We start from the raw sequence: 22,767 nt of genomic DNA, 5'->3' as shown, positions 1-22,767 counted from the left end.
CGGGCGTGGCACACTGGCAACAGGCTCGCCTTGCACAGCCATCGCCCATGGGCGCACATGCAGGCGCAGACTCCCCAACATCCTTGAAAGGCAGACATGAGTTATGTGTTTTCCCCCGCGCCGGTGGCCAGCGTGCCCGTGGTGGGCAGCAGCGAGCGCTTTCCCGTGCACCGCATCTACTGCGTGGGCCGCAACTACGAAGAGCATGCCAAGGAAATGGGCTTCACCGGCCGCGAGCCGCCCTTCTTCTTCATGAAGCCGGCCGACGCCATCGTCGTCGTCGATGCCGGCCAGACCGGCGAGTTGCCCTACCCCAGCCTCACCGCCAACCTGCACCACGAGATCGAACTGGTGGTGGCCATCGGCAAGGGCGGCAAGGACATCCAGGCCGCCGACGCCTTCTCGCACATCTACGGCTACGCCACGGGCCTGGACATGACGCGCCGCGACCTGCAGAACGACATGAAGAAGCAGGGCCGCCCCTGGTGCATCGGCAAGGGCTTCGACGCCAGCGCCCCCATCGGCCCGATCACACCCGCGGCCCAGGCCGGCGACGTGGCCCAGGCCGGCATCTGGCTGCAGGTCAATGGCACCGACAAGCAGCGCAGCACGGTGGCCCAGCTGATCTGGAACATCGCCGAGACCATCGAGCATCTGTCGGCCGCCTGGGAGCTGCAGCCCGGCGACCTGATCTACACGGGCACGCCCGCAGGCGTGGGCGCCGTGGTGCGCGGCGACACGCTCGAAGGCGGTGTGGACGGCCTCACCGGACTGAAGCTCAAGGTGGTGTGAGCACCCGCCGGAAAGCCGCAATGGCTGGCCGAACGAAAGATCGCGCGCCGCTAAGTGTCCAGTAAGAGAGGCGAAATTAGGATCGCGTCCCGTGGCAGCCGATGGGCCCGCCACGGAACTTCCGATCCACGCCTCCTGGAGCACGCGATGCCGCACCTGTTGTCCCGCCCCCTGCCGTCGAGCCGCACGTTGCTCGCCCTGCTTGCGCTGACCACCGCAGCCCTCTCGACGGGGTGCGCGAGCACGGCGCACAGCCAGGACCCGATCGAACCCGTCAACCGCGCGGTCTTTTCCCTCAACGATGGTCTGGACCGGGCCGTCTTCCAGCCCACCGCCACGGCCTACCAGAAGGTGGTGCCGCCCGTGGTGCAGACGGGGGTATCGAACTTCTTTTCCAACCTGCAGACCCCGTGGTCGTCGGCCAACCTGCTGATGCAGGGCCGGGCGCGCGAGGGCGCGTCCACCATCGCGCGCTTCGGCATCAATACCACCGTCGGGGTGCTGGGGGTGGTGGACGTGGCCACCGGCTGGGGCATGCCGCCGCGCTCCGAAGACTTCGGCTTCACCCTGGACACCTGGGGCCTGGGCACGGGGCCGTATGTGGTGCTGCCGATCCTCGGCCCCTCCAATGCGCGCGACGCGCTCTCGCTGCCCGTCGACAGCCTGGGCAGCCTGCAGGCCAGCGACGTCGCCGTGCGCAACAGCCTGACCGCCCTGAAGATGGTGAGCAAGCGCGCCGATCTGCTGGAGATGACCCGCCTGCTCGACCAGGCCGCGCTGGACAAGTACGCGATGGTGCGTGACGCCCACCTCAAGCGGCGCAACCGCGCTGCCCCACCGCCCGGCACGCAGGCCGAGACACAAGGCGCGATCCCTACCGAAGGCCCGGCAGAAGGCGAACGCCCAACGCACTGACGCGGCATGGATCGCCGGTCGCCGATTGGCGGCGCACCGGTAACCCAACCCCAACCCCTTCCTCGGAACCCGGAGCGTTGCCGCACCGGGCCCGGCCGCCGCATGCCCACCCATCTGCTCCCATCCACCATGGCGCCCATCCGCAGCCTCCCGACCGCCGGTGCGGCGATGGCTTTCCTGCTGGCCATACGGATCGACGCACCCCTGGTGCGCCTGGTCCACGCCCACAGCACGCCCGCGCTGGACCAGGCCTTCGATGCCCTGAGCCAGTTGGCCAGCGCCGAGCTGGCGGTTGCTGCGGGCCTGGGGCTCTACCTGCATGGGCACCTGTCCCTGGCCCGCAGGCCGGTGCCGTCGGCCAGCGCTGAACGCAGGGTTCGCAGCGCCGTGCTGCTGCTGCTCACACTGCTGAGCGGCGCTACCCTCACCTGGCTGCTCAAGCACCTGGCGGCACGTGCGCGCCCGCAGATGCTGATCGACCACGGGTTCAATGGCTTCGGCCTGCCCTTCGCAGGCCACCCCTTCACCTCATTTCCCTCCAGCCATGCGTTCACGGCGTTTGCCGCCGCAGCCGTGCTGGCAAAGGTCCAGCCCGCCTGGCGCTGGCCTGCGCTGGCGCTCGCTCTGGCCGCCGCAGCCTGCCGGGTGCTCACGCTGGAGCACTACCCCTCGGACGTGCTGTTCTCGGCGTTGATCGCCTGCGGCTGTGCGCAGTTCTGGGCCACCCGTGTCCTGGCCCCCCAGGCGGCCTGGCCGCTGCACCGCCCGTGGCACCGCCGCCCCAGCCGCGCATGACCCCCTTGGAGACCCGCATGCCATTGGCCACGCTGAATACCCCACGCCCGAGCATTCCCGCCCCCGTGCTGGCCCGCGGGCTGGCCGCCGCCGCGCTGCACGGGCTGGCCATGGCGGCCCTGCTGCAGGCCGGCACGCCCCCCTGGCTGGCCAGCGGCCTGGGCTTTGCCGGCGGGCTGGCCGCCAACTATGGGCTGCAAAGGGACTACATCCAGCGCCACCGAGAGCCGCAGGGCCGTGCACTCAGCCGCTACATCGCCGACACCAGCGTGCTCTGGGCCCTGCACCTGTTCCTGTTTGGCCTGCTGAACGGCGTTGTCGGCACGCCGGTTCTCACGGCCCAGGTGGTCAGCAGCGCGCTGGCGGCCGGCCTGGGCCTGTGTTTCGCCTTGCGGCCCTGCCGCTATGCGCCGGTCTGACCCAGCGCAATGCACAGCCGCAGCCCCGGCGTGGCCGGCTCGGCGGTGAGGGACCAGCCGTGGGCGAGCGCAATCTCCTGGCAGATGGCCAGGCCCAGCCCTGCGCCCAGGTCGCGCCGGTGCGGGCCGCGCCAAAAGCGCTCGAACATCAACGGCAGTTGCTCCGCAGCGACCCCGGGGCCCTGGTCGCGCACCGCGATGGAGCGGCCGGTGATCTCCACGTCCACCGTGCTGCCGGCGGGCGCATGCTCGATGGCGTTCTCCAGCAGGTTCTTGAGCAGGGTGAACAGGGCGCCGTGGTCGGCCGTCCAGCGCACATCGGCATCGGCGGCAGACACGGCCAGGTGCACCCCGGCCCCCTCGGCCCGGCGCTGCAGGTAGACCACGGCCTCCTGGGCCACGTCGCCCACCCGCGTCTCGCCGAACTGGTAGTTGTGCGCCTCGCTGGCCTCGGCCAGCAGCAGCAGTTGCTGCACCTGGCGCGACATGTAGGCCACGTCGCCCAGCAGCGCATCGCGGCTGCCGCCCTCGCCAGGCTCCAGCTCGATCTGGGCGCGTATCAGCGCCAGCGGCGTCTTGAGTTCGTGCGCGGCATTCGCCAGAAACTCCTGCTGCACGCGGTAGCCCTGCTCCACGCGCTCGAGCACGCGGTTGAAGCTCTCCACCAGCGGCCCGATCTCCATGGGCACGGACCCGGTGGCCAGGCGCGCATGCAGCGAGCGCGGCGAGATCGCCGCCGCCGACTCCGACACCACGCGCAGTGGCCGCAGGGTGTAGCGCAGCGTGACGAAAGCGCACAGCCCGAACGCGGCCAGCAGCACCAGGCCGAAGGCCAGCATGCCCATGGCCACCAGCGGCAGGGCCACGCGGTGCATCAATTCCATGAGCCGCGTGCTGGCCGCGGTCTGCACGTACCAGACCCGCCCCTGGCGCTCCAGGCGCTCGGTGGCCACGTGCATGGTGATGCCATTGGCGTCGACGAAGTCGAACAGCCCCTGCTGCTGCGGCCGTACGTTGGCAGCGGCAGACCAGAACTGCGGGCCGGCGGGCGACAGCAGCATCGCCTGGCCCCCACTGTCCAGCACGCGGTAGGCAGTTTCGTGCTGCAACGCATCGAAGACCCAGGCCAGGCCGTCCTCTTCGTCATCATCGTCGTCCTCCTCGCGCTGGAGACCGACGGGCAGGCCTGCGGCGTCAAAGCGGATGCGCTTGGACATCTCCTCGGCCAGCTCGGCCAGGTCCAGCCTGGCCAGCAGGCCGCTGTGCCACACCACACCCACTGCGGCAAACAGCAGCAGCATGCTCAGTCCCATGCCCGCCAGGTAGGCCAGCAGCAGCTTGAAGCCCAGGCTATTGAGCCGCTGCTTCATCGTCTTCGCGAAGCGCATACCCGAGTCCCCTTACGTTCACGATGCGCTGCGCAGAGCCGATGGCCAGCAGCTTGCGGCGAATGCGGTGCAGCGCCACGTCCAGCGCATTCGGCGTCACGGCCTCGCTCACGCCCCAGCCGGCCGCCTCCAGCGCGCCGCGGCGCACGGTGTCGCCGTGGCGGCGCACCAGCAGCACCATCATCTGCATCTCGGCTGGCGCCAGGGTCACGGACTCGCCGGCGCAACCCATCGTGCCCTCGGCGGGGCGCAGGTACAGGTCGCCGGCCTGCGGGTCCAGCGTGCGGTGCTGCACCGGGCGGCGCAGCAGGGCGCGCACCCGGGCCACCACTTCGTCCATGGCAAAGGGCTTGGGCAGGTAGTCATCGGCGCCGGCCTCCAGGCCCTCGACCCGGTCGCGCAGTGCATCGCGCGCGGTGAGCACCAGGCAGGGCACGCCCAGGCCGGCCTTGCGCATGCGCTGCAGCAGGGCCAGGCCATCGCCATCGGGCAGGCCCCGGTCGAGCACCATGGCCTGGTAGGGCACCTGCGCCAGGGCCGCCCAGGCGGCATCGCTGCGGCCCACCACGTCCACAGCCACGCCGCTGGCGGCCAGGCCCTTGCTGATCAGCCCGGCCAGGCGCTCATGGTCTTCCACCAGAAGGATGCGGTTCATCGAAATCGGTACATATAGCCCACAAAGACATTGCTCTCGCTGGAACGGTCGACCAGCGGGCTGTTCTTGATGCCCGCGTGCAGGCGCGTCACGCCCACGTCCACGAACAGCGAGTGCTGGCGATCGAACAGGTACATGCCGCGCAGCGCGAGTTCGGTGTTCACACCCGATTCCCCCTGGTAGGCCGCGCGGCCCGCCCGGGCCTCGCCGGCACGCACGCCATAGTAATAGTCCACGGTCTTGCGGTCCTGCCAGGTGGCCACCAGGCGTGGGCTCAGCATGAACTGCTGGCCCAGGCGAAAGGAGCGCTCCAGCCCCAGGCTGAACTGCTGGCCCTTGCTGTTGCCCGAGGCATCGGCCGTCCAGCGTGCCGACAGGTTGGCCAGGTCATTCTCCCACTTCACCTGGCCGCCGGCCCACAAGCCGCCCTTGCGCTCCTCCATGCCGGCCAGGAACGGGGAGTCCTCGGCCTCGTAGCCCGAGCCATCGTATTTGCCGATGAGCCCGAAGGAGAGGCGCTGGGTATCGCTGATGCGCAGGCCGGGCAGCTTGAGCTCCAGCCCCGGCCCGAAGACCTTGACGTACTGGTTCTCGAACTGGAGCAGCGGCAGCGCCTTGGTGTCCCGGTCCATGCCCCGGTAGGCCTGCTGCTTGACCCCCGCCCCCAGGCCCAGCCCCCATGACGAGCCCTCGGGCTCCCCTGGCTTGCCCTGGGCCAGGGCCTGGATCGGGAAGGCCAGCGCGGCCGCAGCGATGGCGGCGGCGAGGCACGCCGAGTGAGCGGCACCGGCCTGGAAGCGGGAGGCGAAGGTGGGGAATGCATGCATGAACGGGTCCTTGGTGGAAGTTGGAAGGCCGCCATGCTCCCGTGGGTCGTCTTACCGAGGACTTACCGGGCGCCAGCGCCAGCACCGGGGTGGCCGGTAAGTGTGCGGAAAGCCGGGGGGAAACACAGTGCCCCTCCATTGCAGCAATCCCTGGCGGCGTTCACCTTGCCCGCCGCCCACCGACCGATGAACCTCCTGCCTCCCTCACGGCGACCCCTGGTGGCCGCCATCGCCCTGCCCTGGCTGCTGGCCGGCTGCGCCGCCACGGCACCGGCCCCGCCCACTACCCCGCAACCCCTGGCCGCGCAGTGGCATGCCCCCCTGCCCCATGGGGGGCGGCTGCAGGACCTGCAGCAGTGGTGGTCGCACTGGGGCGACCCGCTGCTGCCGCGCCTCATCGAGGCCGCGCAGCACGCCAGCCCCACCCTGGCCCAGGCACGCGCCCGCCTGGCCGATGCCCGGGCCGCACGCACGGCCGGCGGCGCGGCGCTGCTGCCGTCGCTGGACCTCACGGCCAGCGCAAGCCGCGGGCGCTTGGACCTGGGGACGCCAGCGGGTACGGTGTCCTCCGCCAGCCTGCAGGCCGGTTGGGAGCTGGACCTCTTCGGTGCCCTGCGCGCCGGCGCCGACGCGGCCCAGGCGCGGCTCGAATCGAGCCAGGCCGGCTGGCACGACGCCCGCGTCTCCGTTGCAGCCGAGGTGGCCCGCACCTATGCGGAGCTTCGGGCCTGCGAGGCCATTGAGCAGCAGGCCGAGGTGGATGCGCGCTCGCGTGCAGAGACGGCCCGCGTGACCGGCGTGGCGGCCACCGCCGGCCTGCGCGCGCCCGCCACGGCCGAGCTGGCGCGGGCCAGTGCGGCCCAGGGCATGGCCGCCGTGGTGCTGCAGCGGGCGCAGTGCGCGCTGCTCGCCAAGTCGCTGGTGGCCATGACGGCGCTGGACGAGCCCACCCTGCGCACCGAACTGGCCGCAGGCAGCGCCACCCTGCCCGAGCCGCCCGCGCTGGGCCTGGACACCGTGCCGGCCCAGGTGCTCGCCCAGCGCCCCGACATCCATGCCGCCGCGCGCGACGTGGCGGCCGCCAGCGCCGATGCCGCCCAGGCCAGCGCCCAGCGCTGGCCGCGCGTCACCCTGGCCGGCAGCCTGGGCCGCACACGCTCGGCCGGCGCGGGCGCCAGCGCCGACGGCGCCGTGTGGACCGTGGGCCCCGTGGCCGTCAGCTTCCCGCTGTTCGATGGCGGCACGCGCCGTGCCAACGCTCAGGCGGCCCGGGTGCGCTACGAGGCCGCGACCGCCACCTATGCAGGCCGCCTGCGCGAAGCGGTGCGTGAGGTGGAGGCCGCCCTGGTCACGCTGGGCAGCACCGCACAGCGCAGCGACAGCGCCCGGATTGCCGCCGAGGGTTTCGAGCGCTCCCACCGCGCCACGCTGGCGAACTACCAGGCCGGCGGCGCCAGCCTGTTCGAGCTGGAAGACACGCGCCGCAGCCTGGCCACGGCCCGCACCGCCCTGATCGAGCTGCGCCGCGAGCGCCTGCTGGCCTGGATCGGCCTGTACCGCGCACTGGGCGGCGGCTGGTCGGCACCGGACAACGACACCGCCCCCGACGCCCTCCCCCCTGCCTTCGCCAGCGCCACCGTGGCGCCCACCCCTCCAAGGAACTGAGCATGCTGAAAATACCCCGCCACCCCCTCGCCCGCGCCGCACTGTGGCTGGCCGCTGCCGGCCTGGCCGTCACGGTCGCGCTGGCGGCGACCTCTGCACGGCCAACACCTGCGTCGCCACCGGCGCCATCGGCGGGCCAGGCCGCGCTGGCGGTGTCCACCACCGGCCTGCAGCCCGCGACCTTTGCGGTGCGCATCGCGGCCAATGGCAGCATCTCGGCCTGGCAGGAGGCCAGCGTGGGCACCGAGGCCAACGGCCTGCGCCTGACGCAGGTGCTGGTCAACGTGGGCGACACGGTGCGCCGCGGCCAGCCGCTGGCCCGCTTTGCGGCCGAGACCATCGAGGCCGAGCTGGCACAAAGCCGCGCCGCCGTGGCCGAGGCCGAGGCTGCCTTGGCCGAGGCCGGCGCCAACGCGCGGCGCGCACAGGTGCTGCAGGAGAGCGGCGCCCTCTCGGGCCAGCAGATCGAGCAGTACCTGACGGCCGAGCGCACCCTGCAGGCGCGCGTGGACGCCGCCCGTGCCGTGGAGCGCACGCAGCAGTTGCGCCTGGCGCACACCCACATCAGCGCGCCGGACGACGGCGTGATCTCGGCGCGCACGGCCACCGTGGGCGCCGTGCTGCCCGCCGGGCAGGAGCTGTTCCGCCTGATTCGCGGCGGCCGGCTGGAGTGGCGCGCCGAAGTGGCCGCCGCCGACCTGGCGCGCCTGGCGCCCGGCCAGAAGGCCCGCATCACGCTGGCCGGGGCCGACGCCATCGAGGGCCGGCTGCGCATGCTCTCGCCCGTGGTCGATGTGCAGACGCGCAACGGCCTGGCCTATGTCGACCTGCCGCCCGGCGGCAGTGCCCGCGCCGGCATGTTCGCGCGCGGCGAGATCACCCTGGGCACGGCCCCGGTGCAGACCCTGCCGCACGGCGCGGTGCAGCTGCGCGACGGTTTCAACTACGTGATGCGCGTGGAGCCCGACTCGCGCGTCACGCAGGTCCGCGTGGAGGCGGGGCGCCGCCTGGGCAACCAGGTGGAGATCACCGGCGGACTGCAGCCGGCCGACCGCGTGGTGGCTTCGGGCGTGGATTTTCTGGGTGACGGCGATCTGGTGCGCATTGTCGACCACGCGGCCGGGCCCACGCCGGCGCCGCTGGCGCAGGGGATCCGCACCCCTGCTGCCCCCGCCACCCGCATCCAGTAACGAGGCAGCATGCCCATGAACATTTCCACCTGGTCCATCCGCAACCCCCTGCCCGTCCTCATGCTGTTCGTGCTCATGGCCATCGGCGGGCTCATGGCCTTCTCGGCCATGAAGGTGCAGAATTTCCCCGACATCGACCTGCCCAGGGTGACCGTGAGCGCCGCGCTGCCCGGCGCCTCGCCCGCGCAGATGGAAACCGAGGTCGCGCGCCGCATCGAGAATGCGCTCGCGTCCATCCAGGGCATCGCGCACATCGAAACCACGCTGACCGACGGCCAGGCCCAGATCGCCGTGGAGTTTCGCCTCGAAAAGCCCAGCCAGGAGGCGCTGGACGAGGTGCGCGACGCCGTCTCGCGCGTGCGCAGCGACCTGCCCGCTGCGCTGCGCGATCCGGTGATCCAGAAAGCCGAGCTGGCGGGCTCGCCCATCCTCACCTACACCATCGCCTCCGACCGCAGGGATGGCGAGGCCCTGTCCTGGTTCGTGGACAACGAGGTCAGCCGCGCGCTGCTGGCCGTGCCCGGCGTGGGCGCCGTGGCCCGCGTGGGCGGCGCCAGCCGCGAGGTGCGCGTGGACCTGGACCCCGACCGCCTGCTCGCCATGGGTGCCACGGCGGGCGACATCTCGCGCCAGTTGCGCCAGGTGCAACAGGAGGCATCGGGTGGCCGCGTGGCCTGGGGCGGCGCCGAGCGCGCGGTGCGCACCCTGGCTACCGTGCAATCGGCCCGGGAACTGGCCGGCGTGGAGCTGGCGCTGGGCGATGGCCGGCGCATCCGGCTCGACCAGGTGGCGCAGGTGAGCGACACCGTGGCCGAGCCCCGCTCGGCCGCCTTCCTCGATGGCCGGCCGGTGGTGGGCTTCGAGATCGTGCGCGCCAAGGGCCATGGCGAGATCGAAGTGGCCGATGGGGTGCACAAGGCGCTGGCACAGCTCAAGGCGAAACACCCTGACGTGCAGCTCACCGAGGCCTTCAACTTCGTCGACCCGGTGGCCGAGAACTACAGCGGCTCCATGCGGTTGCTCTACGAGGGCGCGGCGCTCGCGGTGCTAGTGGTGTTCCTGTTCCTGCGCGATGCGCGCGCCACCTTCGTCGCGGCCGTGGCGCTGCCGCTGTCGGCCCTGCCGACCTTCGCCGTCATGCACTGGATGGGGTTCACGCTCAACATCGTCACCCTGCTGTCGCTGTCGCTGGTGGTGGGGGTGCTGGTGGACGATGCCATCGTCGAGATCGAGAACATCGAGCGCCACCTGCTCATGGGCAAGACGCCCCTGCAGGCCTCGATGGACGCCGCCACCGAGATCGGCCTGGCCGTGGTGGCCACCACCTTCACGCTGATCGCGGTGTTCCTGCCCACGGCCTTCATGAGCGGCACGGTGGGCAGATTCTTCGTGCAGTTCGGCTGGACGGCGGCCTGCGCGGTGTTCTTCTCGCTGGTGGTGGCGCGCATGCTCACCCCCATGATGGCGGCCTACCTGCTGCACGCGCCCAGGCACGGCCGGGTGCGCGAACCCGCCTGGCTGCGCCACTACCTGGTCTGGGCCGGCTGGTGCCTGCGCCACCGCGCGGCCACTGCCACGGCGGCTGTGGCCCTGTTCATCGGCGGGCTGGGGCTGGCGCTGCTGCTGCCCAGCACCTTCATCCCGCCCGACGACGATGCGCAGACGCAGGTCACGCTCACCCTGCCGCCGGGCAGCGAGCTGCGCGATACGGTGGCCCTGGCCGAACGCGCCCGCGCGGCGCTGGCCCGGCACCCGCATGTGAAGAGGGTCTACACGGCCATCGGCGGCGGCAGCACCGGCGGCGACGCGACCGGGGGCGACGCGTCGCCGGCATCGAACGTGCGCACCGCCGTGCTCACCCTGGGCCTCACCCAGCGCCAGGAGCGCAGCGGCCTGCGCAAGCAGGTGATCGAGGACGAACTGCGCCAGGCGCTGGCCACGCTGCCTGGCGCGCGCGTGAAGGTGGGCATGGGGGGATCGAGCGAGAGCTACGAGCTCGTGCTCTCGGGCCAGGACAGCCGGGTGCTGGAACGCCACGCCCAGCGCGTGGAGCGCGAGCTGCGCGGCATCGCCGGCATAGGCACCGTCATCTCCGGCGCCAGCCTGGTGCGGCCCGAGCTGGTGGTGCAGACCGACTTCGCACGCGCTGCGGACCTGGGCGTGACCTCGGCCGCCATCGCCGAGGCACTGCGCGTGGCCACCGTGGGCGACTATGAGCAGGACCTGGCGAAGCTGAACCTGAGCGAGCGGCAGGTGCCCATCATGGTGCGGCTCTCCGACGCCGCGCGCATGGACATCGAGACCTTGAAGCGCCTGCCCGTGCAGGGCGCGCGCGGCCCCGTGGCGCTGGAGAACGTGGCCACCCTCGGCGTGGGCAGCGGCCCCGCCGAAATCACGCGCCTGGACCGCCTGCGCAACGTGCGCTTCGAGGTCCAGCTGGGCAGCCTGCCCCTGGGCGATGCCGAGCGTGCCATCCAGTCCCTGCCCAGCCTGCAGCAGTTGCCCCCCGGCGTCACGCAGGGCGCCCTGGGCGACGCCGAGGAACTGGGCTCGCTGGCCACCGGCTTCGGCACGGCCATGCTGACCGGCATCGTCTGCATCTACCTGGTGCTGGTGCTGCTGCTCAAGGGCTTCGCCCAGCCCGCGACGGTGCTGGCCGCGCTGGTGCTGTCGGTGCCGGGGGCCTTTCTCGCGCTGTATGTCACGGGCTCGGCCCTGTCCATGCCGTCGATGATCGGGCTCATCATGCTGATGGGCATCGCAACCAAGAACTCCATCCTGCTGGTGGACTACGTCATCATCGCCCAGCGCGACCATGGCCTCGCGCGCACCCAGGCCATCATCGACGCCTGCCGCAAGCGCGCCCGGCCCATCGTCATGACCACCATCGCCATGGGTGCCGGCATGCTGCCCATCGCCCTCGGCTTCGGCAACGACCCGAGCTTTCGCGCACCCATGGCCATCGTGGTGATCGGCGGGCTCATCACCTCCACCGTGCTCAGCCTGCTGGTGATACCGGTGGTTTACAGCGGTGTGGACGACGCCGTGCAGTGGGTGCGGCAGCGCTGGTCAGGCGCGCGGGTGGCGCCCCTTGCTGCGGACCGGGTGGAAGGCACCTGATTCGGGCCACGGAAACCAGGACGCGGGCACGGCCTGCGCCTGCCGCCCGGCCATCAGCCGGGGACGCTACACTCTTCTTTTCATAGCTGAGGATGGCCGCCGGGGCCGCCTGCTCCACGACCCGATCCCACCGCATGACGACCACCTTCCGCAGCCCGATCCGACACTGCCGCGCCTGCGGCACCGCCGTGGTGTACCGCCTGCCCGACGATGGCGACACCAAGCTGCGCGCCGTGTGCCCGGCCTGCCACACGGTGCACTACGAAAACCCGCTCAACGTGGTCGGCACGGTGCCTGTGCTGGCCGATGGGCGGGTGCTACTGTGCAAGCGCAACATCGAGCCGCGATGGGGCAAATGGACCCTGCCTGCCGGCTTCATGGAACTCGACGAGACCACCGCGCAGGGCGCCGCGCGCGAGACCGACGAAGAGGCCGGCGCGCAGATCGAGATGGGCCCGCTGTTCAGCCTGCTCAACGTGCGCCGCGTCGGCCAGGTGCACTTGTTCTACCGCGCCACGCTGCTCAGCGAGGTGTTCGACCCCGGCCACGAGACCATCGAAGCACGCCTGTTCACCGAGGCCGAAATCCCGTGGGAAGAGATCGCCTTCCGCACGGTCAAGGAAACGCTGGAGTGCTATTTCGCCGACCGCAAGGCCGGGGCCTTCGGCCTGCACTGCATCGATATCGAGTGAGCCTTAAGAGATGTCTGCCATGAACAGCACCCCACCCGACAACCTGCCCACCTACCGCCTGCTGACCGGGCCCGATGACGCTGCCTTCTGCCGCCGCGTGAGCGAAGCCCTGGCGCTGGGCTACGAGCTGCATGGCTCGCCTGCCGCGACCTTCAACGGCGAGCGCGTGGTCGTGGCGCAGGCCATCGTCTGGCCCGGCGCCCAGCCCCGATAAGCCCTCTCAGTTATCCATTGCGCTGCGCGCCACCTGCGGCGCATGAAACTGGCGCGGCCAAGGCCAGTGCCCCCGCGCAAGGGCCGCCCCGCCGCGCTGGGGGCGTCCCCCTCCCGACTCGCGCAGCGAGTCGAGAGAGGGGTGAAGGCGCAAAGCGACTCAGGGGGTGTTTCACTTCAGGGCGGCACCTCGGCCCCCGGCACCTGACCGCCAGGTGGCGGCACGCCGACCGGCGGGGGCATGGCAGGCGACAGCGGTGGCAGCACCATCTGCTCGGCCGGCGGCGCAGGTCCGCGCTGCGGCGATGCATCGGGCAGGGGCTGCAGGTCGGGCTCGCGTATCACCGGCGGCAGGGTGCCGGGCGGCAGCGGCGGCGGGTAGCCGCCAGGCTGACCGGGCTGACCCGGCGCATCGCGGCCGAACAGGTCCATCACCCAGTTGCGCATGCCGGCCATGGCGTTGCCCACGGCGCTGGGGTCTTGCTCGTCGATGAAGCGGTCCTTGCCGTCCAGCACCTGCGAGCGGAACGATTGCTGCAGGAAGTCACCTACCATCGGCAGCGCGCTGTGGGCGCCCTGCCCCCAGTAGTCGCTGCGCAGGGTCACGCGCCCGTCGTTGAAGCCCACCCAGGCACCGGCGACCACGCGCGGGTGCATGAGGATGAACCAGCCATCGGTGTTGTCCTGCGTGGTGCCGGTCTTGCCCGCCACGTCGCCCTGGATGCCATAGCGCGTGCGGATGGCGCGACCCGTGCCCTTGTCGATCACGCCGCGCATGGTGGCGCGCAGCGTCTGCGCCACGCCCACGGGCAGCACCTTCTCGGCCGCGGGCGGGGTGAAGGTCTGCAGCACCTTGCCATGGCGGTCCTCGATGCGCGTGATGAGCACTGGCGACACATAGCGCCCGGCATTGGCGATGGTGCCGTAGGCCGAGACCATCTCGCGCAGCGTGACCGGGCTGGTACCCAAGGCCAGCGAGGGCACGAGTTCGAGCTTGCTCTCGCGCACGCCCATGGCGCGCGCCAACTCGGCCACGTGGGCCGGGCCGACCTTGTGCATGAGTTGGGCGGTGATGGTGTTCTTCGACAGCGCCAGGCCATCGGCCAGCGTCATGGGTTCGTCGCTCGGCGGGCCGCCGTCGGTGGGGCGCCAGACCTGCCCGCCGCCCAGGGGGATTTCCACGGCCTCGTCCATCAGCGTGTCGCTGGGCAGCGCGCCCTGCTCGAAGGCCGCACCATAGACGAAGGGTTTGAAGGTGGAGCCCGGCTGGCGCCGCGCCTGCGCCACATGGTCGAACGGGTCCTGCCCGAAATCGCGGCTGCCGACCCAGGCCAGCACCTGGCCGGTGACCGGGTCCATGGCCATGAAGCCGGCCTGCACGCGGGTCTTGTTCTGGCGCAGCGTGCGCATGAAGGCGGTGTCGGCCACCAGGGTCTTGAGCGCCTCGTCGGGCGTGGCGCCCTGCTCCAGCGCCGTGCGGTACTCGCTCGTGTCGCGCACGAAGTCCTGCACCAGGTCGGACTGCGGGTTCCAGGCGCTGCGCTGGGCCCACGCGGTGTCGGCAATGCCCTGCAGCTGCTTGCCCTGGCGCGCCACGGCCTGGTTGGCGAAGGCCTGCAGGCGCGAGTCGATGGTGGTGTGCACCAGCAGGCCATCAGCGTGCAGGCTGTAGCCGTTGGCGTCGGCCCAGGCGATCAGGGTCTTGCGCAGTTGCTGGGCAAAGTGCGGTGCCAGGCCCGTGGCCTCGCTCTGGCGCTCGAAATCCACGCGCAGCGGGCGCTTTCGCAGGGTGTCGAACTGGGCCTTGTCGAGCTTGTCGCGCTTGACCATCTGCGCCAGCACGGTGTTGCGCCGCGCCTGGGCGCGCTCGGGGTTCATCACCGGGTTGTAGTAGGCCGTGCCCTTGAGCATGCCGATCAGCGTGGCGCTCTCCAGCAGGTTGAGCTTGTCGGCCGACTTGTCGAAGTAGGTGCGCGCCGCCATCTCGATGCCGTAGGCGTTGTACAGAAACGGCACGGTGTTGAGGTAGGTCTCCAGGATTTCGTCCTTGGAGTAGGACATCTCGATCTTGATCGCGGTGATGGCCTCCTTGAGCTTGCGCGTCAAGGTGCGCGAGCGCCCGATCTCCTCGGGGAACAGGTTGCGCGCCAGCTGCTGGGTGATGGTCGAGCCGCCCTGCGGGTCCCCCCGCAGCGTGTGCACCACCGACGAGGCGGTGCGCCGCCAGTCCATGCCCCAGTGCTCGTAGAAGCGGTGGTCTTCGGTGGCGATGAGCGCATTGACTGCGTACGGTGCGATGCGGTTCAGGGCCACCCACTCGCGGTTGGCCCAGCGGTATTCGGACAGCACCTTGCCGTCGGCCGAGATCAGCTGCGCGGGCCGCTCGGTCTTGGCCTTGGTGATGTCGCTGATGGACGGTGTGAACGGGATCAGCGCCAGGGTGTAGAGCACCAGGACCGCCGGCAGCGCCAGGATGGCCAGCAGCCATTTGCGGCGCGAAGAGCCCTTTGCATAGGCCGCCACGCGCCGCAGGCCCGCGGCCAGGCGCGTGCCCAGGTTGGTGAGAAGGGGTGGCATCACGCTGCGGGCCCGCCGGCCAGCAGCGCCAGCATGCCTGCCTCGTCGAGCACGGGCACGCCCAGTTCCTCGGCCTTGGCCAGCTTGCTGCCGGCCTCTTCGCCGGCCACCACGTAGCTGGTCTTCTTGCTCACCGAGCCCGAGACCTTGGCACCTGCGGCTTCGAGCATGTCCTTGGCGGCATCGCGGCTCAGGGTGGGCAAGGTGCCGGTGAGCACGATGGTCTTGCCGGCCAGTACCTGGGCACCCTTTTCTGCCGGCGCGCCTTCCGGCCAGGTCACGCCGCAGGCGCGCAGTTGCTCCACGACTTCGCGGTTGTGCGGCTGCTGGAAGAAGGTGTGGAAACTCTGCGCGACGATGGGGCCCACGTCGGGCACTTCGAGCAGTTGCTCCACCGTGGCGGCGGTCTCGGCCGTGGCGCCGATCATGGCGTCCAGCGTGCCGAAGTGCTTGGCCAGGTCTTTGGCGGTGGATTCGCCGACATGGCGGATACCGAGGCCGAACAGGAAGCGCGCCAGCGTGGTCTGCTTGGATTTTTCGAGCGCGGCCAGCACGTTCTGCGCCGATTTTTCGGCCATGCGCTCAAGCGCCACCAGCGAGGTGAGCCCCAGGCGGTACAGGTCGGGTAGCGTGCGGATCACGTTGGCCTCGACCAGTTGGTCCACCAGCTTGTCGCCCAGGCCCTCGATGTCCATGGCGCGGCGCGCGGCGAAGTGCAGGATGGCCTCCTTGCGCTGGGCAGCGCAGAACAGGCCGCCCGTGCAGCGGTGATTCGCCTCACCGGGCTCGCGCACCACGTCGCTGCCGCACACGGGGCACTGGCGTGGCATGCGGAAATTGGGCACATAGGCCGGGCGCTGGCCGGGCATGACGCCCACGACCTCGGGGATCACATCGCCCGCGCGGCGCACGATCACCGTGTCGCCCACGCGCACCTGCTTCTTGCGGATCTCGAACAGGTTGTGCAGCGTGGCATTGGTCACCGTGACGCCGCCGACGAACACCGGCGCCAGGCGCGCCACAGGCGTGAGCTTGCCGGTGCGGCCGACCTGGATGTCGATGCCCTCCACGCGCGTGGCCATCTCCTGCGCAGGGTACTTGTGGGCCACGGCCCAGCGCGGCTCGCGCGTCTTGAAGCCCAGGTCGCGCTGCAGGTCCAGGCGGTTGACCTTGTAGACCACGCCGTCGATGTCGTAGGGCAACTGGTCGCGCGAGGCGCCCACTTGCTGGTGGAAGGCCACGAGCTCAGGCGCGCCCCTGGCGATCTGCACCTGCGCCGCCACCGGAAAGCCCCACTCCTTGAGCGTCTGCAGCATCTCGTAGTGCGTGGTGAAGGCCCGGCCGCCCCCGTTCACGGGCGTGGTGGCGCCCAGGCCGTAGGCAAAGAAGCTCAGCGGCCGCTGGGCCGAGATGCCCGAATCGAGCTGGCGCACCGCGCCCGCAGCGGCGTTGCGCGGGTTCACGAAGGTCTTGCCGCCCTGCTCGCGCTGGCGCTCGTTCAGGGCATCGAAGTCGGCGCGGCGCATGTAGACCTCGCCGCGCACTTCGAGCAAGGGTGGCACACCGGCGGGCAAAGTCAGCGGGATCTGGCGGATGCGGCGGATGTTGTGCGTCACGTCCTCGCCCACCTCGCCATCGCCGCGCGTGGCGGCTTGCACCAGGCGGCCGCCCTCGTAGCGCAGGCTCATGGCCAGGCCGTCGAACTTGGGCTCGGCCACGTATTCGATGGCCGGGTCGGACTCGGCCAGGCCCAGCTCGCGGCGCACGCGCGCATCGAAGGCCTGGGCGCCCGTGGCCTCGGTGTCGGTCTCGGTGTGGATGCTGAGCATGGGCACGGCATGGCGCACCGGCGCCAGGCCATCCGCCACGCCACCGATCACGCGCTGCGTGGGCGAGTCGGGCGTGATGAGGTCGGGGTGGGCCTCCTCCAGCGCCTGCAGTTCGCGGAACACCCGGTCGTACTCGGCATCGGGCACCGTGGGCTCGTCGAGCACGTAGTACTGGTGGGCCCAGCGGTTGAGCTGGTCGCGCAAGGCTTCTATCTGGGTGGCTGGCAACACGTTGGAATCCTGCGCTGGAGCAGAGAAAAGATCAAGATTGTCGGTCATGGCCGGACGGGCCCAAGGCTGCGGACGGCTCCGTCAGGACCAGCCGCACCTTGGGAGGCATCTGCTGGCGCAGGAATGCAACCACCCGCTCGTCATGCACGCCATAGGCGGTGGTGAAGCGCGTGGCCTCGCCATGGCGCCGCTCGAAGACGAAGACGCGCCGGAAGGCATCGCCCTGCAGGGTCAGCGCCTTGACCTCCTGCAGCACCACCTCCACCTGCCGGGGTACGAGGCGCGACGGCAGCGAGAAGAAGGCCACGCCATCGCGCACCCGCACGAGCGGACGGCCGAGCGGACCGAAGCTGCGCCGGTCCTGCCACTGGCGCCAGCCCAGAAAGGCGGCCAGCGCCAGGTACACGGCGCCCATCAGGTACCACTGCCCGAAGGCGATCACCCCGATGCCGGCGGCCACGAGCACGCCGGCCTTGGCCACACCCAGCGCCAGTTGCCCCTGGCGGTACAGCCCCTGGTCGCGCTCGACCAGCGGGGGAAAGAAAAGTGCGCGCCAGTCCAAACCGTTTCGCTCCATGGGTTCAGCTGAACAGGCGCCGCGCCAGCACCGAGCCGGCCGACAGCTCGCGCCCGTCGAGCTGGTCGTACAGCAGCTCCAGGTCGGCCGCGATCGGTTCCATGGCCATGGCGGGCAGCGGGTGGCCGTTCTGGTCGCAGAGCACGCCGTCCATCGCCTCGCACAGCGCAGTGGCCACTTCGCGCAGGCGCATGAACGGCCGCTCGCCGCGGTGCACCTGCGAGACATCCAGGCTCAGCGTCACGTCGCGGATGGCGGACTGGTCCGGGTCATCGGCCAGGGCCGCCTGCGTGTCGTAGCCCAGCGTGAGCAACGGCGGCAGGCCCGGGTTGCCCGTGGGCAGCACCAGGCGGCCCGGCATGGCGCCGGAGACGAAGCCCATGCGCGCGGCATTCTGGTGGATGTAGCCGGGGCTCCAGGCGGCCTGGCGCGCGCGCAGCATGAAGGCCAGTTGCGCATCGTGGTCGCTGGCGAACTGGTCGAGCTCGCGGGCGCGGGCCACTTCCTGCAGCATGTCGGGAAAATCGGGGGCCGCGTTCACCGCATCGGCAAAGGCCTGGGCCTTCATGACGAACTCCGAGAACTCGATCTCGTTGAGCGCGCCCATGCGGTTGGCCAGCTGCACCCCCGCCTGGAAGCTCTGGTAGCGCTGGCCGGGGGATGGCGTCTCCCATTGCTGGGTGGCTTCGTTGTAGCCTTCGATGGCAAAAGGCTTGCTGCCCGCGCGGCGGGTGGGCGGCATGGCGGCCAGCGCGGCATCGCCCGAAACGATGACTTCGGGCTGCAGGGTGGCGATCACGTCGATCAGCGGGTCCAGCCCCGGGCGGCGCTCCAGCGACATCGGTGGCACCGGCATCTGCAGCGCATCGCGCACATCCACCGTGTGCACCGAGGGGTCGGGGCCGCGGTCCAGGCTGGCCAGTTGCTCCGCCGTGAACTGGTGGGCACCGGCGTCAAAGCCGGGCTCCTGGCGCAGCGCCGGGTCGGCCAGGGGCTCGTGCTCCTCGGGCGAGGCACGCCGCGGGGCGTTGCGGTGCGACGTCCAGGCGTTGTAGGCCACGATGAGGGCCAGCACCAGGCCGCCGATGATGGCCAGACTCAGTTGCAATGTGCTCATAGATCTCGGTCCGCTTCGTTCCCGGGGATAAGGCAACGGAAGGTTTTCATCTTCATCATGCGTCCGCCATCGAAAGGGCGGACTCCATGTCGACGGCCACGATGCGCGAGACGCCCTGCTCCTGCATGGTCACGCCGATCAGTTGCTCGGCCATTTCCATGGCGATCTTGTTGTGGCTGATGAACAGGAACTGGGTGCCTTTGCTCATGCTGGAGACCAGCTTGGCATAGCGTTCGGTGTTGGCGTCGTCCAGCGGCGCGTCCACCTCATCGAGCAGACAGAACGGCGCGGGGTTGAGCTGGAAGATGGCGAACACCAGCGCAATCGCCGTGAGCGCCTTCTCGCCACCCGACAGCAGGTGGATGGTCTGGTTCTTCTTGCCCGGGGGCTGGGCCATCACCTGCACGCCAGAATCGAGGATCTCGTCGCCGGTGATGATGAGCTTGGCCTGGCCGCCGCCGAACAATTCGGGGAACATGCGCCCGAAATGGCCGTTGACGGTGTCGAAGGTGCCCGAGAGCAGTTGGCGCGTTTCGCCGTCGATCTTGCGGATCGCGTCTTCCAGCGTGTTCATGGCCTCGGTCAGGTCGGCGGTCTGCGCGTCGAGAAAGATCTTGCGCTCGCTGGCGAGCTTGAGCTCGTCCAGCGCCGCCAGGTTCACCGCGCCCAGGGCGGCGATCTCGCGGTGCAGGCGGTCGATCTCGCCCTGCAGGCCACCTACGCGCACGTTGCCGTCGGCAATCGACTGGGCCACGGCCTCCAGGTCGGCCTGGGCATCGGCCAGCAGGGTGGTGTACTGCTCCAGGCCCAGGCGCGCTGCCTGCTCCTTGAGCTGGAATTCGGTGATGCGCGCACGCAGCGGGTCGAGCGCGCGCTCGAGCTGCATGCGCCGCTCGTCGCTGGCGCGCAGCTTGGCGGTCAGGTCGTCGTACTCGCTGCGCTGGGCGCCCAAGGCCTTCTCGCGCTCCATCTTCACTTCCAGGGCGGCCTGCAGCCCCCCCTGGGCGGCCGCGTCGGACAGGCGGGCCAGCTCGTCGCGCGCGCGCTGCTGCTCGTCGGTGAGCGAGGCGGCCTGCTGGTTGGCCGTTTCGATGGAGCGGTTAAGCTCGCCGCGGCGCGCCTCCAGGCTGCGCTGCGAGAAGGTGGCTTCCTGCGCCTGGCGCTCGAGCGTGCGCTGCTGCTCGCGGCAAGCGGCCAGCTTGCGCTCGGCCTCGATCACGCGGTCGCCCAACTGCGCCTCGCGCTCCTGGCTGTCGGCCAGCTGCATGTCGAGCTCTTCGAAGCGGGCCTCGGCCGCCACGCGGCGCTCCTGCAGGTCAGCCAATTGCGCTTCGATTTCGGCAATGTCGGCATCGATCTGTGCGCTGCGTGCACGCGTCTGCTCGGCCAGCTGGGTCAGGCGCAGAGTCTCCACCTGCAGCTCGTGGGCCCGGCCCTGGGCCTCGGTGGCCTCGCGGCGGGCGCCCACCAGGCGCTGCGAGGCGTCGGCATAGGCGGCTTCGGCGCGAACCAGGGCGGTGCGCGATTCCTCGGCGATCAGGGCCTGGGCACGCAGCTCCTTTTCAAGGTGCTCGATCTCCTGTGCACGGGCCAGCATGCCCGACTGTTCGGAGTCCTGCGCGTAGAAGCTTATGCTGTGCGCACTGACGGCATGGCCCGAGGGCACGAACACCACCTCGCCCGGCTGCAGGGCGCTGCGGCGGTTCAGCGCTTCGTCGAGCGTGGGGGCGGTGTAGCAGCCCTGCAGCCAGTCGACCAGCACGGCACGCAGGCCGGCATCGTTCAGGCGCAGCAGGTCGGACAGGCGCGCATGCGGCGAAGCCGCCTCGGGCGTGCCGGCGGAAGGCAGGCTGTAGAACGCCAGGCGCGCGGGCGGCGCATCGGTGCCGCCCGAGCCCAGGAAGCCGCGCACCATGTCCAGGCGCCCCACTTCGAGCGCCGCCAGGCGCTCGCGCAGCGCGGCTTCGAGCGCGTTTTCCCAGCCCGGTTCGATGTGGATGCGGCTCCACAGGCCTTGCAGGCTATCGAGGCCGTGCTTGGCCAGCCAGGGGCGCAGCTTGCCATCGGTCTTGACCTTTTCCTGCAGGGCTTTGAGGGCCTCCATGCGCGCCGAGAGGTCGGCCTGGCGCGCGCTTTCGCTGTTCACGGCCTGCTGGCGCGCGCGCCGGTCGTCGTCCAGCTGGGGCACGGCCTCCTGCAGCTCGGCCAGGCGGGCCTCGGTGGTCTCGGCCAGTTCCTGGGCCTCGTCCAACTGCTCCTGCAGATTGGCAAGACGTGCCTCGTCGGGGGCGGCCAGGGCATTGCGGTCGGCGCGCAGGCGTTCGTAGCGGCCGTCGAACTGGCGGCTCTGCTCGTCGATGCTGCGCTGCTCGGCGGCCAGCACGCCGATCTGCTGCTGCACCTGCACCACGCTGGCGCGCTGCTCGGAGGTGCGGCTTTGCGCCTGGCGCAAGGCGTCCTCCAGGTCGGGCAACTGCATGGCCTGCTCTTCGACCTGGGCGGCCAGCAGTTCGGCGCGCTCCTCGGCGTCCACGCCGGCACCGGCGAGGTTTTCGAGCTCGATGTCGGCCTCTTCCTTGCGGCCGGACCACTGGGCGATCTGCTCGGCCAGGGTCACCAGGCGCTGCTCCACGCGCAGGCGGCCTTCCACCACGTAGCGGATCTCGGCCTCCAGGCGGCCCACTTCGGCGGTGGCCTCGTAGAGACGGCCCTGGGCCTGGTTGACCTGGTCACCGGCGGCATAGTGCGCCTGGCGGATGGTTTCGAGATCGGACTCGATGGCCCGCAGGTCGGCCATGCGCGACTCGAGGTCGTTCACGGCCTGCAGGCCATCCAGGCGCACCTTGGCCTGGTCGGCCTCGGCATCGGCACGCTTCAAGAACCACAGCTGGTGCTGCTTGAGGGTGGCGTCGGAATTGAGAGCGTTGTACTTGGCGGCGACCTCGGCCTGCTTTTCGAGCTTTTCGAGGTTGGCGTTGAGCTCGCGCAGGATGTCCTCGACCCGCGTGAGGTTCTCGCGCGTGTCGGACAGGCGGTTTTCCGTCTCGCGGCGGCGCTCCTTGTACTTGGAGACACCGGCGGCCTCTTCGAGGAACAGGCGCAGCTCTTCGGGGCGCGACTCGATGATGCGGCTGATGGTGCCCTGGCCGATGATGGCGTAGGCGCGCGGCCCCAGGCCCGTGCCCAGAAACACGTCCTGCACGTCGCGCCGGCGCACGGGCTGGTTGTTCAGGTAGTAGCTGCTGGTGCCGTCGCGCGTGAGCACGCGGCGCACCGCCACCTCGCCGTACTGGCCCCACTGGCCGCCGGCGCGGTGGTCGGAATTGTCGAACACCAGTTCCACGCTGGCGCGGCTGGCCTGCTTGCGCGTGGTGGTGCCGCTGAAGATCACATCCTGCATGGACTCGCCGCGCAGCTCGCTGGCCTTGCTCTCGCCCAGCACCCAGCGCACCGCATCCATGATGTTGGACTTGCCGCAGCCGTTCGGCCCCACCACGCCGACGAGTTGCCCCGGCAGCATGAAGTTGGTGGGCTCAGCGAAGGACTTGAAGCCGGAAAGCTTGATCGAGGTAAGACGCACGTGTCAGGGGCTGGCAGGAAATGGGTGGGCGAACGAACGGGCGCCAGGCGAAAAAACACCGGCAAATGCAAGGCGGGATGATACCGCGCCGCCTGCCGGCTCCCGCAGCGTGGAGCCCCCTGCCGGACGATCCCATCGTATCCGCCGGCAATTTTTAACAGATATTGCCCTTACCGCTTGTCTGG

The 22,767-nt window shown here is 70.5% G+C and carries 17 protein-coding genes; 9 read left to right on the top strand and 8 right to left on the bottom strand.

Features of this window, described 5'->3' with window-relative positions; translation table 11 throughout:
• Positions 1-96 precede the first annotated feature (96 nt).
• The 4 genes from U5N23_RS07455 to U5N23_RS07440 all read left to right on the top strand — a co-directional run bounded on the left by U5N23_RS07455 (position 97) and on the right by U5N23_RS07440 (position 2,921).
• On the top strand, positions 97-792 hold the full coding sequence (locus U5N23_RS07455; protein WP_322592167.1) for a fumarylacetoacetate hydrolase family protein: 696 nt from the start codon (positions 97-99) through the stop codon (positions 790-792).
• A 147-nt stretch (positions 793-939) separates the two neighbouring features.
• Complete coding sequence (locus U5N23_RS07450; protein ID WP_322592166.1) at positions 940-1,707, top strand: VacJ family lipoprotein; 768 nt, start codon at positions 940-942, stop codon at positions 1,705-1,707.
• Positions 1,708-1,809: 102 nt separating this feature from the next.
• Positions 1,810-2,502 carry a phosphatase PAP2 family protein gene (locus tag U5N23_RS07445; protein WP_322592165.1) on the top strand — a complete coding sequence of 231 codons (693 nt, stop codon included), beginning with the start codon at positions 1,810-1,812 and terminating at the stop codon, positions 2,500-2,502.
• Between the two features lie 17 nt (positions 2,503-2,519).
• A complete protein-coding gene (locus tag U5N23_RS07440; RefSeq protein WP_322592164.1) occupies positions 2,520-2,921 on the top strand; it encodes a GtrA family protein in 402 nt (133 codons plus the stop codon).
• Here the strand turns inward: U5N23_RS07440 and U5N23_RS07435 are convergent.
• Genes U5N23_RS07435 through U5N23_RS07425 form a run of 3 tightly spaced genes read right to left on the bottom strand, consistent with a single transcriptional unit; the run spans position 2,906 to position 5,791 of the window.
• Complete coding sequence (locus U5N23_RS07435; protein WP_322592163.1) at positions 2,906-4,309, bottom strand: sensor histidine kinase; 1,404 nt, start codon at positions 4,307-4,309, stop codon at positions 2,906-2,908. The genes U5N23_RS07440 and U5N23_RS07435 overlap by 16 nt on opposite strands.
• The gene (locus tag U5N23_RS07430; protein ID WP_322592162.1) at positions 4,272-4,964 is read right to left on the bottom strand and encodes a response regulator transcription factor; all 693 of its coding nucleotides are present in this window, start codon (positions 4,962-4,964) and stop codon (positions 4,272-4,274) included. The genes U5N23_RS07435 and U5N23_RS07430 overlap by 38 nt, the downstream gene beginning before the upstream one ends.
• Positions 4,961-5,791: a MipA/OmpV family protein gene (locus tag U5N23_RS07425; RefSeq protein WP_322592161.1), complete on the bottom strand. Its 831-nt coding sequence runs from the start codon at positions 5,789-5,791 to the stop codon at positions 4,961-4,963. Before U5N23_RS07425 ends, U5N23_RS07430 begins: the two co-directional genes overlap by 4 nt.
• Positions 5,792-5,977: 186 nt before the next feature.
• Here U5N23_RS07425 and U5N23_RS07420 point away from each other — a divergent pair, with 186 nt between their 5' ends.
• The 5 genes from U5N23_RS07420 to U5N23_RS07400 all read left to right on the top strand — a co-directional run bounded on the left by U5N23_RS07420 (position 5,978) and on the right by U5N23_RS07400 (position 12,672).
• Positions 5,978-7,456: an efflux transporter outer membrane subunit gene (locus tag U5N23_RS07420; protein WP_322592160.1), complete on the top strand. Its 1,479-nt coding sequence runs from the start codon at positions 5,978-5,980 to the stop codon at positions 7,454-7,456.
• 2 nt (positions 7,457-7,458) lie between these two features.
• Positions 7,459-8,646, top strand: coding sequence for an efflux RND transporter periplasmic adaptor subunit (locus U5N23_RS07415; protein WP_322592159.1), 1,188 nt, complete (start codon positions 7,459-7,461; stop codon positions 8,644-8,646).
• 15 nt (positions 8,647-8,661) lie between these two features.
• Entirely contained in the window at positions 8,662-11,766 is a 3,105-nt protein-coding gene (locus U5N23_RS07410) for an efflux RND transporter permease subunit (RefSeq protein WP_322592158.1), read from the top strand.
• A gap of 134 nt (positions 11,767-11,900) precedes the next feature.
• Positions 11,901-12,458 carry an NUDIX hydrolase gene (locus U5N23_RS07405; RefSeq protein ID WP_322592157.1) on the top strand — a complete coding sequence of 186 codons (558 nt, stop codon included), beginning with the start codon at positions 11,901-11,903 and terminating at the stop codon, positions 12,456-12,458.
• Between the two features lie 19 nt (positions 12,459-12,477).
• Positions 12,478-12,672 carry a DUF1737 domain-containing protein gene (locus U5N23_RS07400; protein WP_322592156.1) on the top strand — a complete coding sequence of 65 codons (195 nt, stop codon included), beginning with the start codon at positions 12,478-12,480 and terminating at the stop codon, positions 12,670-12,672.
• Between the two features lie 176 nt (positions 12,673-12,848).
• Here U5N23_RS07400 and U5N23_RS07395 read toward each other — a convergent pair whose 3' ends face one another.
• The 5 genes from U5N23_RS07395 to smc are packed head-to-tail and all read right to left on the bottom strand — an operon-like array spanning position 12,849 to position 22,582.
• Positions 12,849-15,248, bottom strand: coding sequence for a penicillin-binding protein 1A (locus tag U5N23_RS07395; protein WP_322592155.1), 2,400 nt, complete (start codon positions 15,246-15,248; stop codon positions 12,849-12,851).
• Complete coding sequence (gene ligA / locus U5N23_RS07390; RefSeq protein ID WP_322592154.1) at positions 15,248-17,356, bottom strand: NAD-dependent DNA ligase LigA; 2,109 nt, start codon at positions 17,354-17,356, stop codon at positions 15,248-15,250. The genes U5N23_RS07395 and ligA overlap by 1 nt, the downstream gene beginning before the upstream one ends.
• The gene (locus U5N23_RS07385) at positions 17,340-17,870 is read right to left on the bottom strand and encodes a hypothetical protein (RefSeq protein WP_322592153.1); all 531 of its coding nucleotides are present in this window, start codon (positions 17,868-17,870) and stop codon (positions 17,340-17,342) included. The genes ligA and U5N23_RS07385 overlap by 17 nt, the downstream gene beginning before the upstream one ends.
• Positions 17,871-17,889: 19 nt before the next feature.
• Positions 17,890-19,002, bottom strand: coding sequence for a cell division protein FtsZ (locus U5N23_RS07380; RefSeq protein WP_322592152.1), 1,113 nt, complete (start codon positions 19,000-19,002; stop codon positions 17,890-17,892).
• Between the two features lie 55 nt (positions 19,003-19,057).
• The gene (gene smc / locus U5N23_RS07375; RefSeq protein WP_322592151.1) at positions 19,058-22,582 is read right to left on the bottom strand and encodes a chromosome segregation protein SMC; all 3,525 of its coding nucleotides are present in this window, start codon (positions 22,580-22,582) and stop codon (positions 19,058-19,060) included.
• Between the last annotated feature and the right edge of the window lie 185 nt (positions 22,583-22,767).

Origin of the sequence: Acidovorax sp. (genome assembly GCF_034519795.1) — a bacterium.
GTDB lineage: Bacteria > Pseudomonadota > Gammaproteobacteria > Burkholderiales > Burkholderiaceae_C > Acidovorax.
Note: the sequence above shows the minus strand (reverse complement) of the source record. Positions and strands in the feature narration are given on the sequence as shown.

What these genes read in the sequence shown, in the direction of transcription:
- U5N23_RS07450 (WP_322592166.1), top strand. Translation starts at nt 940, where the DNA reads ATGCCGCACCTGTTGTCCCGCCCCCTGCCGTCGAGCCGCACGTTGCTC.
- U5N23_RS07430 (WP_322592162.1), bottom strand. Translation starts at nt 4,964, where the DNA reads ATGAACCGCATCCTTCTGGTGGAAGACCATGAGCGCCTGGCCGGGCTG.
- U5N23_RS07415 (WP_322592159.1), top strand. Translation starts at nt 7,459, where the DNA reads ATGCTGAAAATACCCCGCCACCCCCTCGCCCGCGCCGCACTGTGGCTG.
- U5N23_RS07395 (WP_322592155.1), bottom strand. Translation starts at nt 15,248, where the DNA reads ATGCCACCCCTTCTCACCAACCTGGGCACGCGCCTGGCCGCGGGCCTG.
- U5N23_RS07440 (WP_322592164.1), top strand. Translation starts at nt 2,520, where the DNA reads ATGCCATTGGCCACGCTGAATACCCCACGCCCGAGCATTCCCGCCCCC.
- U5N23_RS07425 (WP_322592161.1), bottom strand. Translation starts at nt 5,791, where the DNA reads ATGCATGCATTCCCCACCTTCGCCTCCCGCTTCCAGGCCGGTGCCGCT.
- U5N23_RS07435 (WP_322592163.1), bottom strand. Translation starts at nt 4,309, where the DNA reads ATGCGCTTCGCGAAGACGATGAAGCAGCGGCTCAATAGCCTGGGCTTC.
- U5N23_RS07400 (WP_322592156.1), top strand. Translation starts at nt 12,478, where the DNA reads ATGAACAGCACCCCACCCGACAACCTGCCCACCTACCGCCTGCTGACC.
- U5N23_RS07405 (WP_322592157.1), top strand. Translation starts at nt 11,901, where the DNA reads ATGACGACCACCTTCCGCAGCCCGATCCGACACTGCCGCGCCTGCGGC.
- U5N23_RS07445 (WP_322592165.1), top strand. Translation starts at nt 1,810, where the DNA reads ATGCCCACCCATCTGCTCCCATCCACCATGGCGCCCATCCGCAGCCTC.
- U5N23_RS07455 (WP_322592167.1), top strand. Translation starts at nt 97, where the DNA reads ATGAGTTATGTGTTTTCCCCCGCGCCGGTGGCCAGCGTGCCCGTGGTG.
- U5N23_RS07410 (WP_322592158.1), top strand. Translation starts at nt 8,662, where the DNA reads ATGAACATTTCCACCTGGTCCATCCGCAACCCCCTGCCCGTCCTCATG.
- U5N23_RS07380 (WP_322592152.1), bottom strand. Translation starts at nt 19,002, where the DNA reads ATGAGCACATTGCAACTGAGTCTGGCCATCATCGGCGGCCTGGTGCTG.
- U5N23_RS07420 (WP_322592160.1), top strand. Translation starts at nt 5,978, where the DNA reads ATGAACCTCCTGCCTCCCTCACGGCGACCCCTGGTGGCCGCCATCGCC.
- ligA (WP_322592154.1), bottom strand. Translation starts at nt 17,356, where the DNA reads ATGACCGACAATCTTGATCTTTTCTCTGCTCCAGCGCAGGATTCCAAC.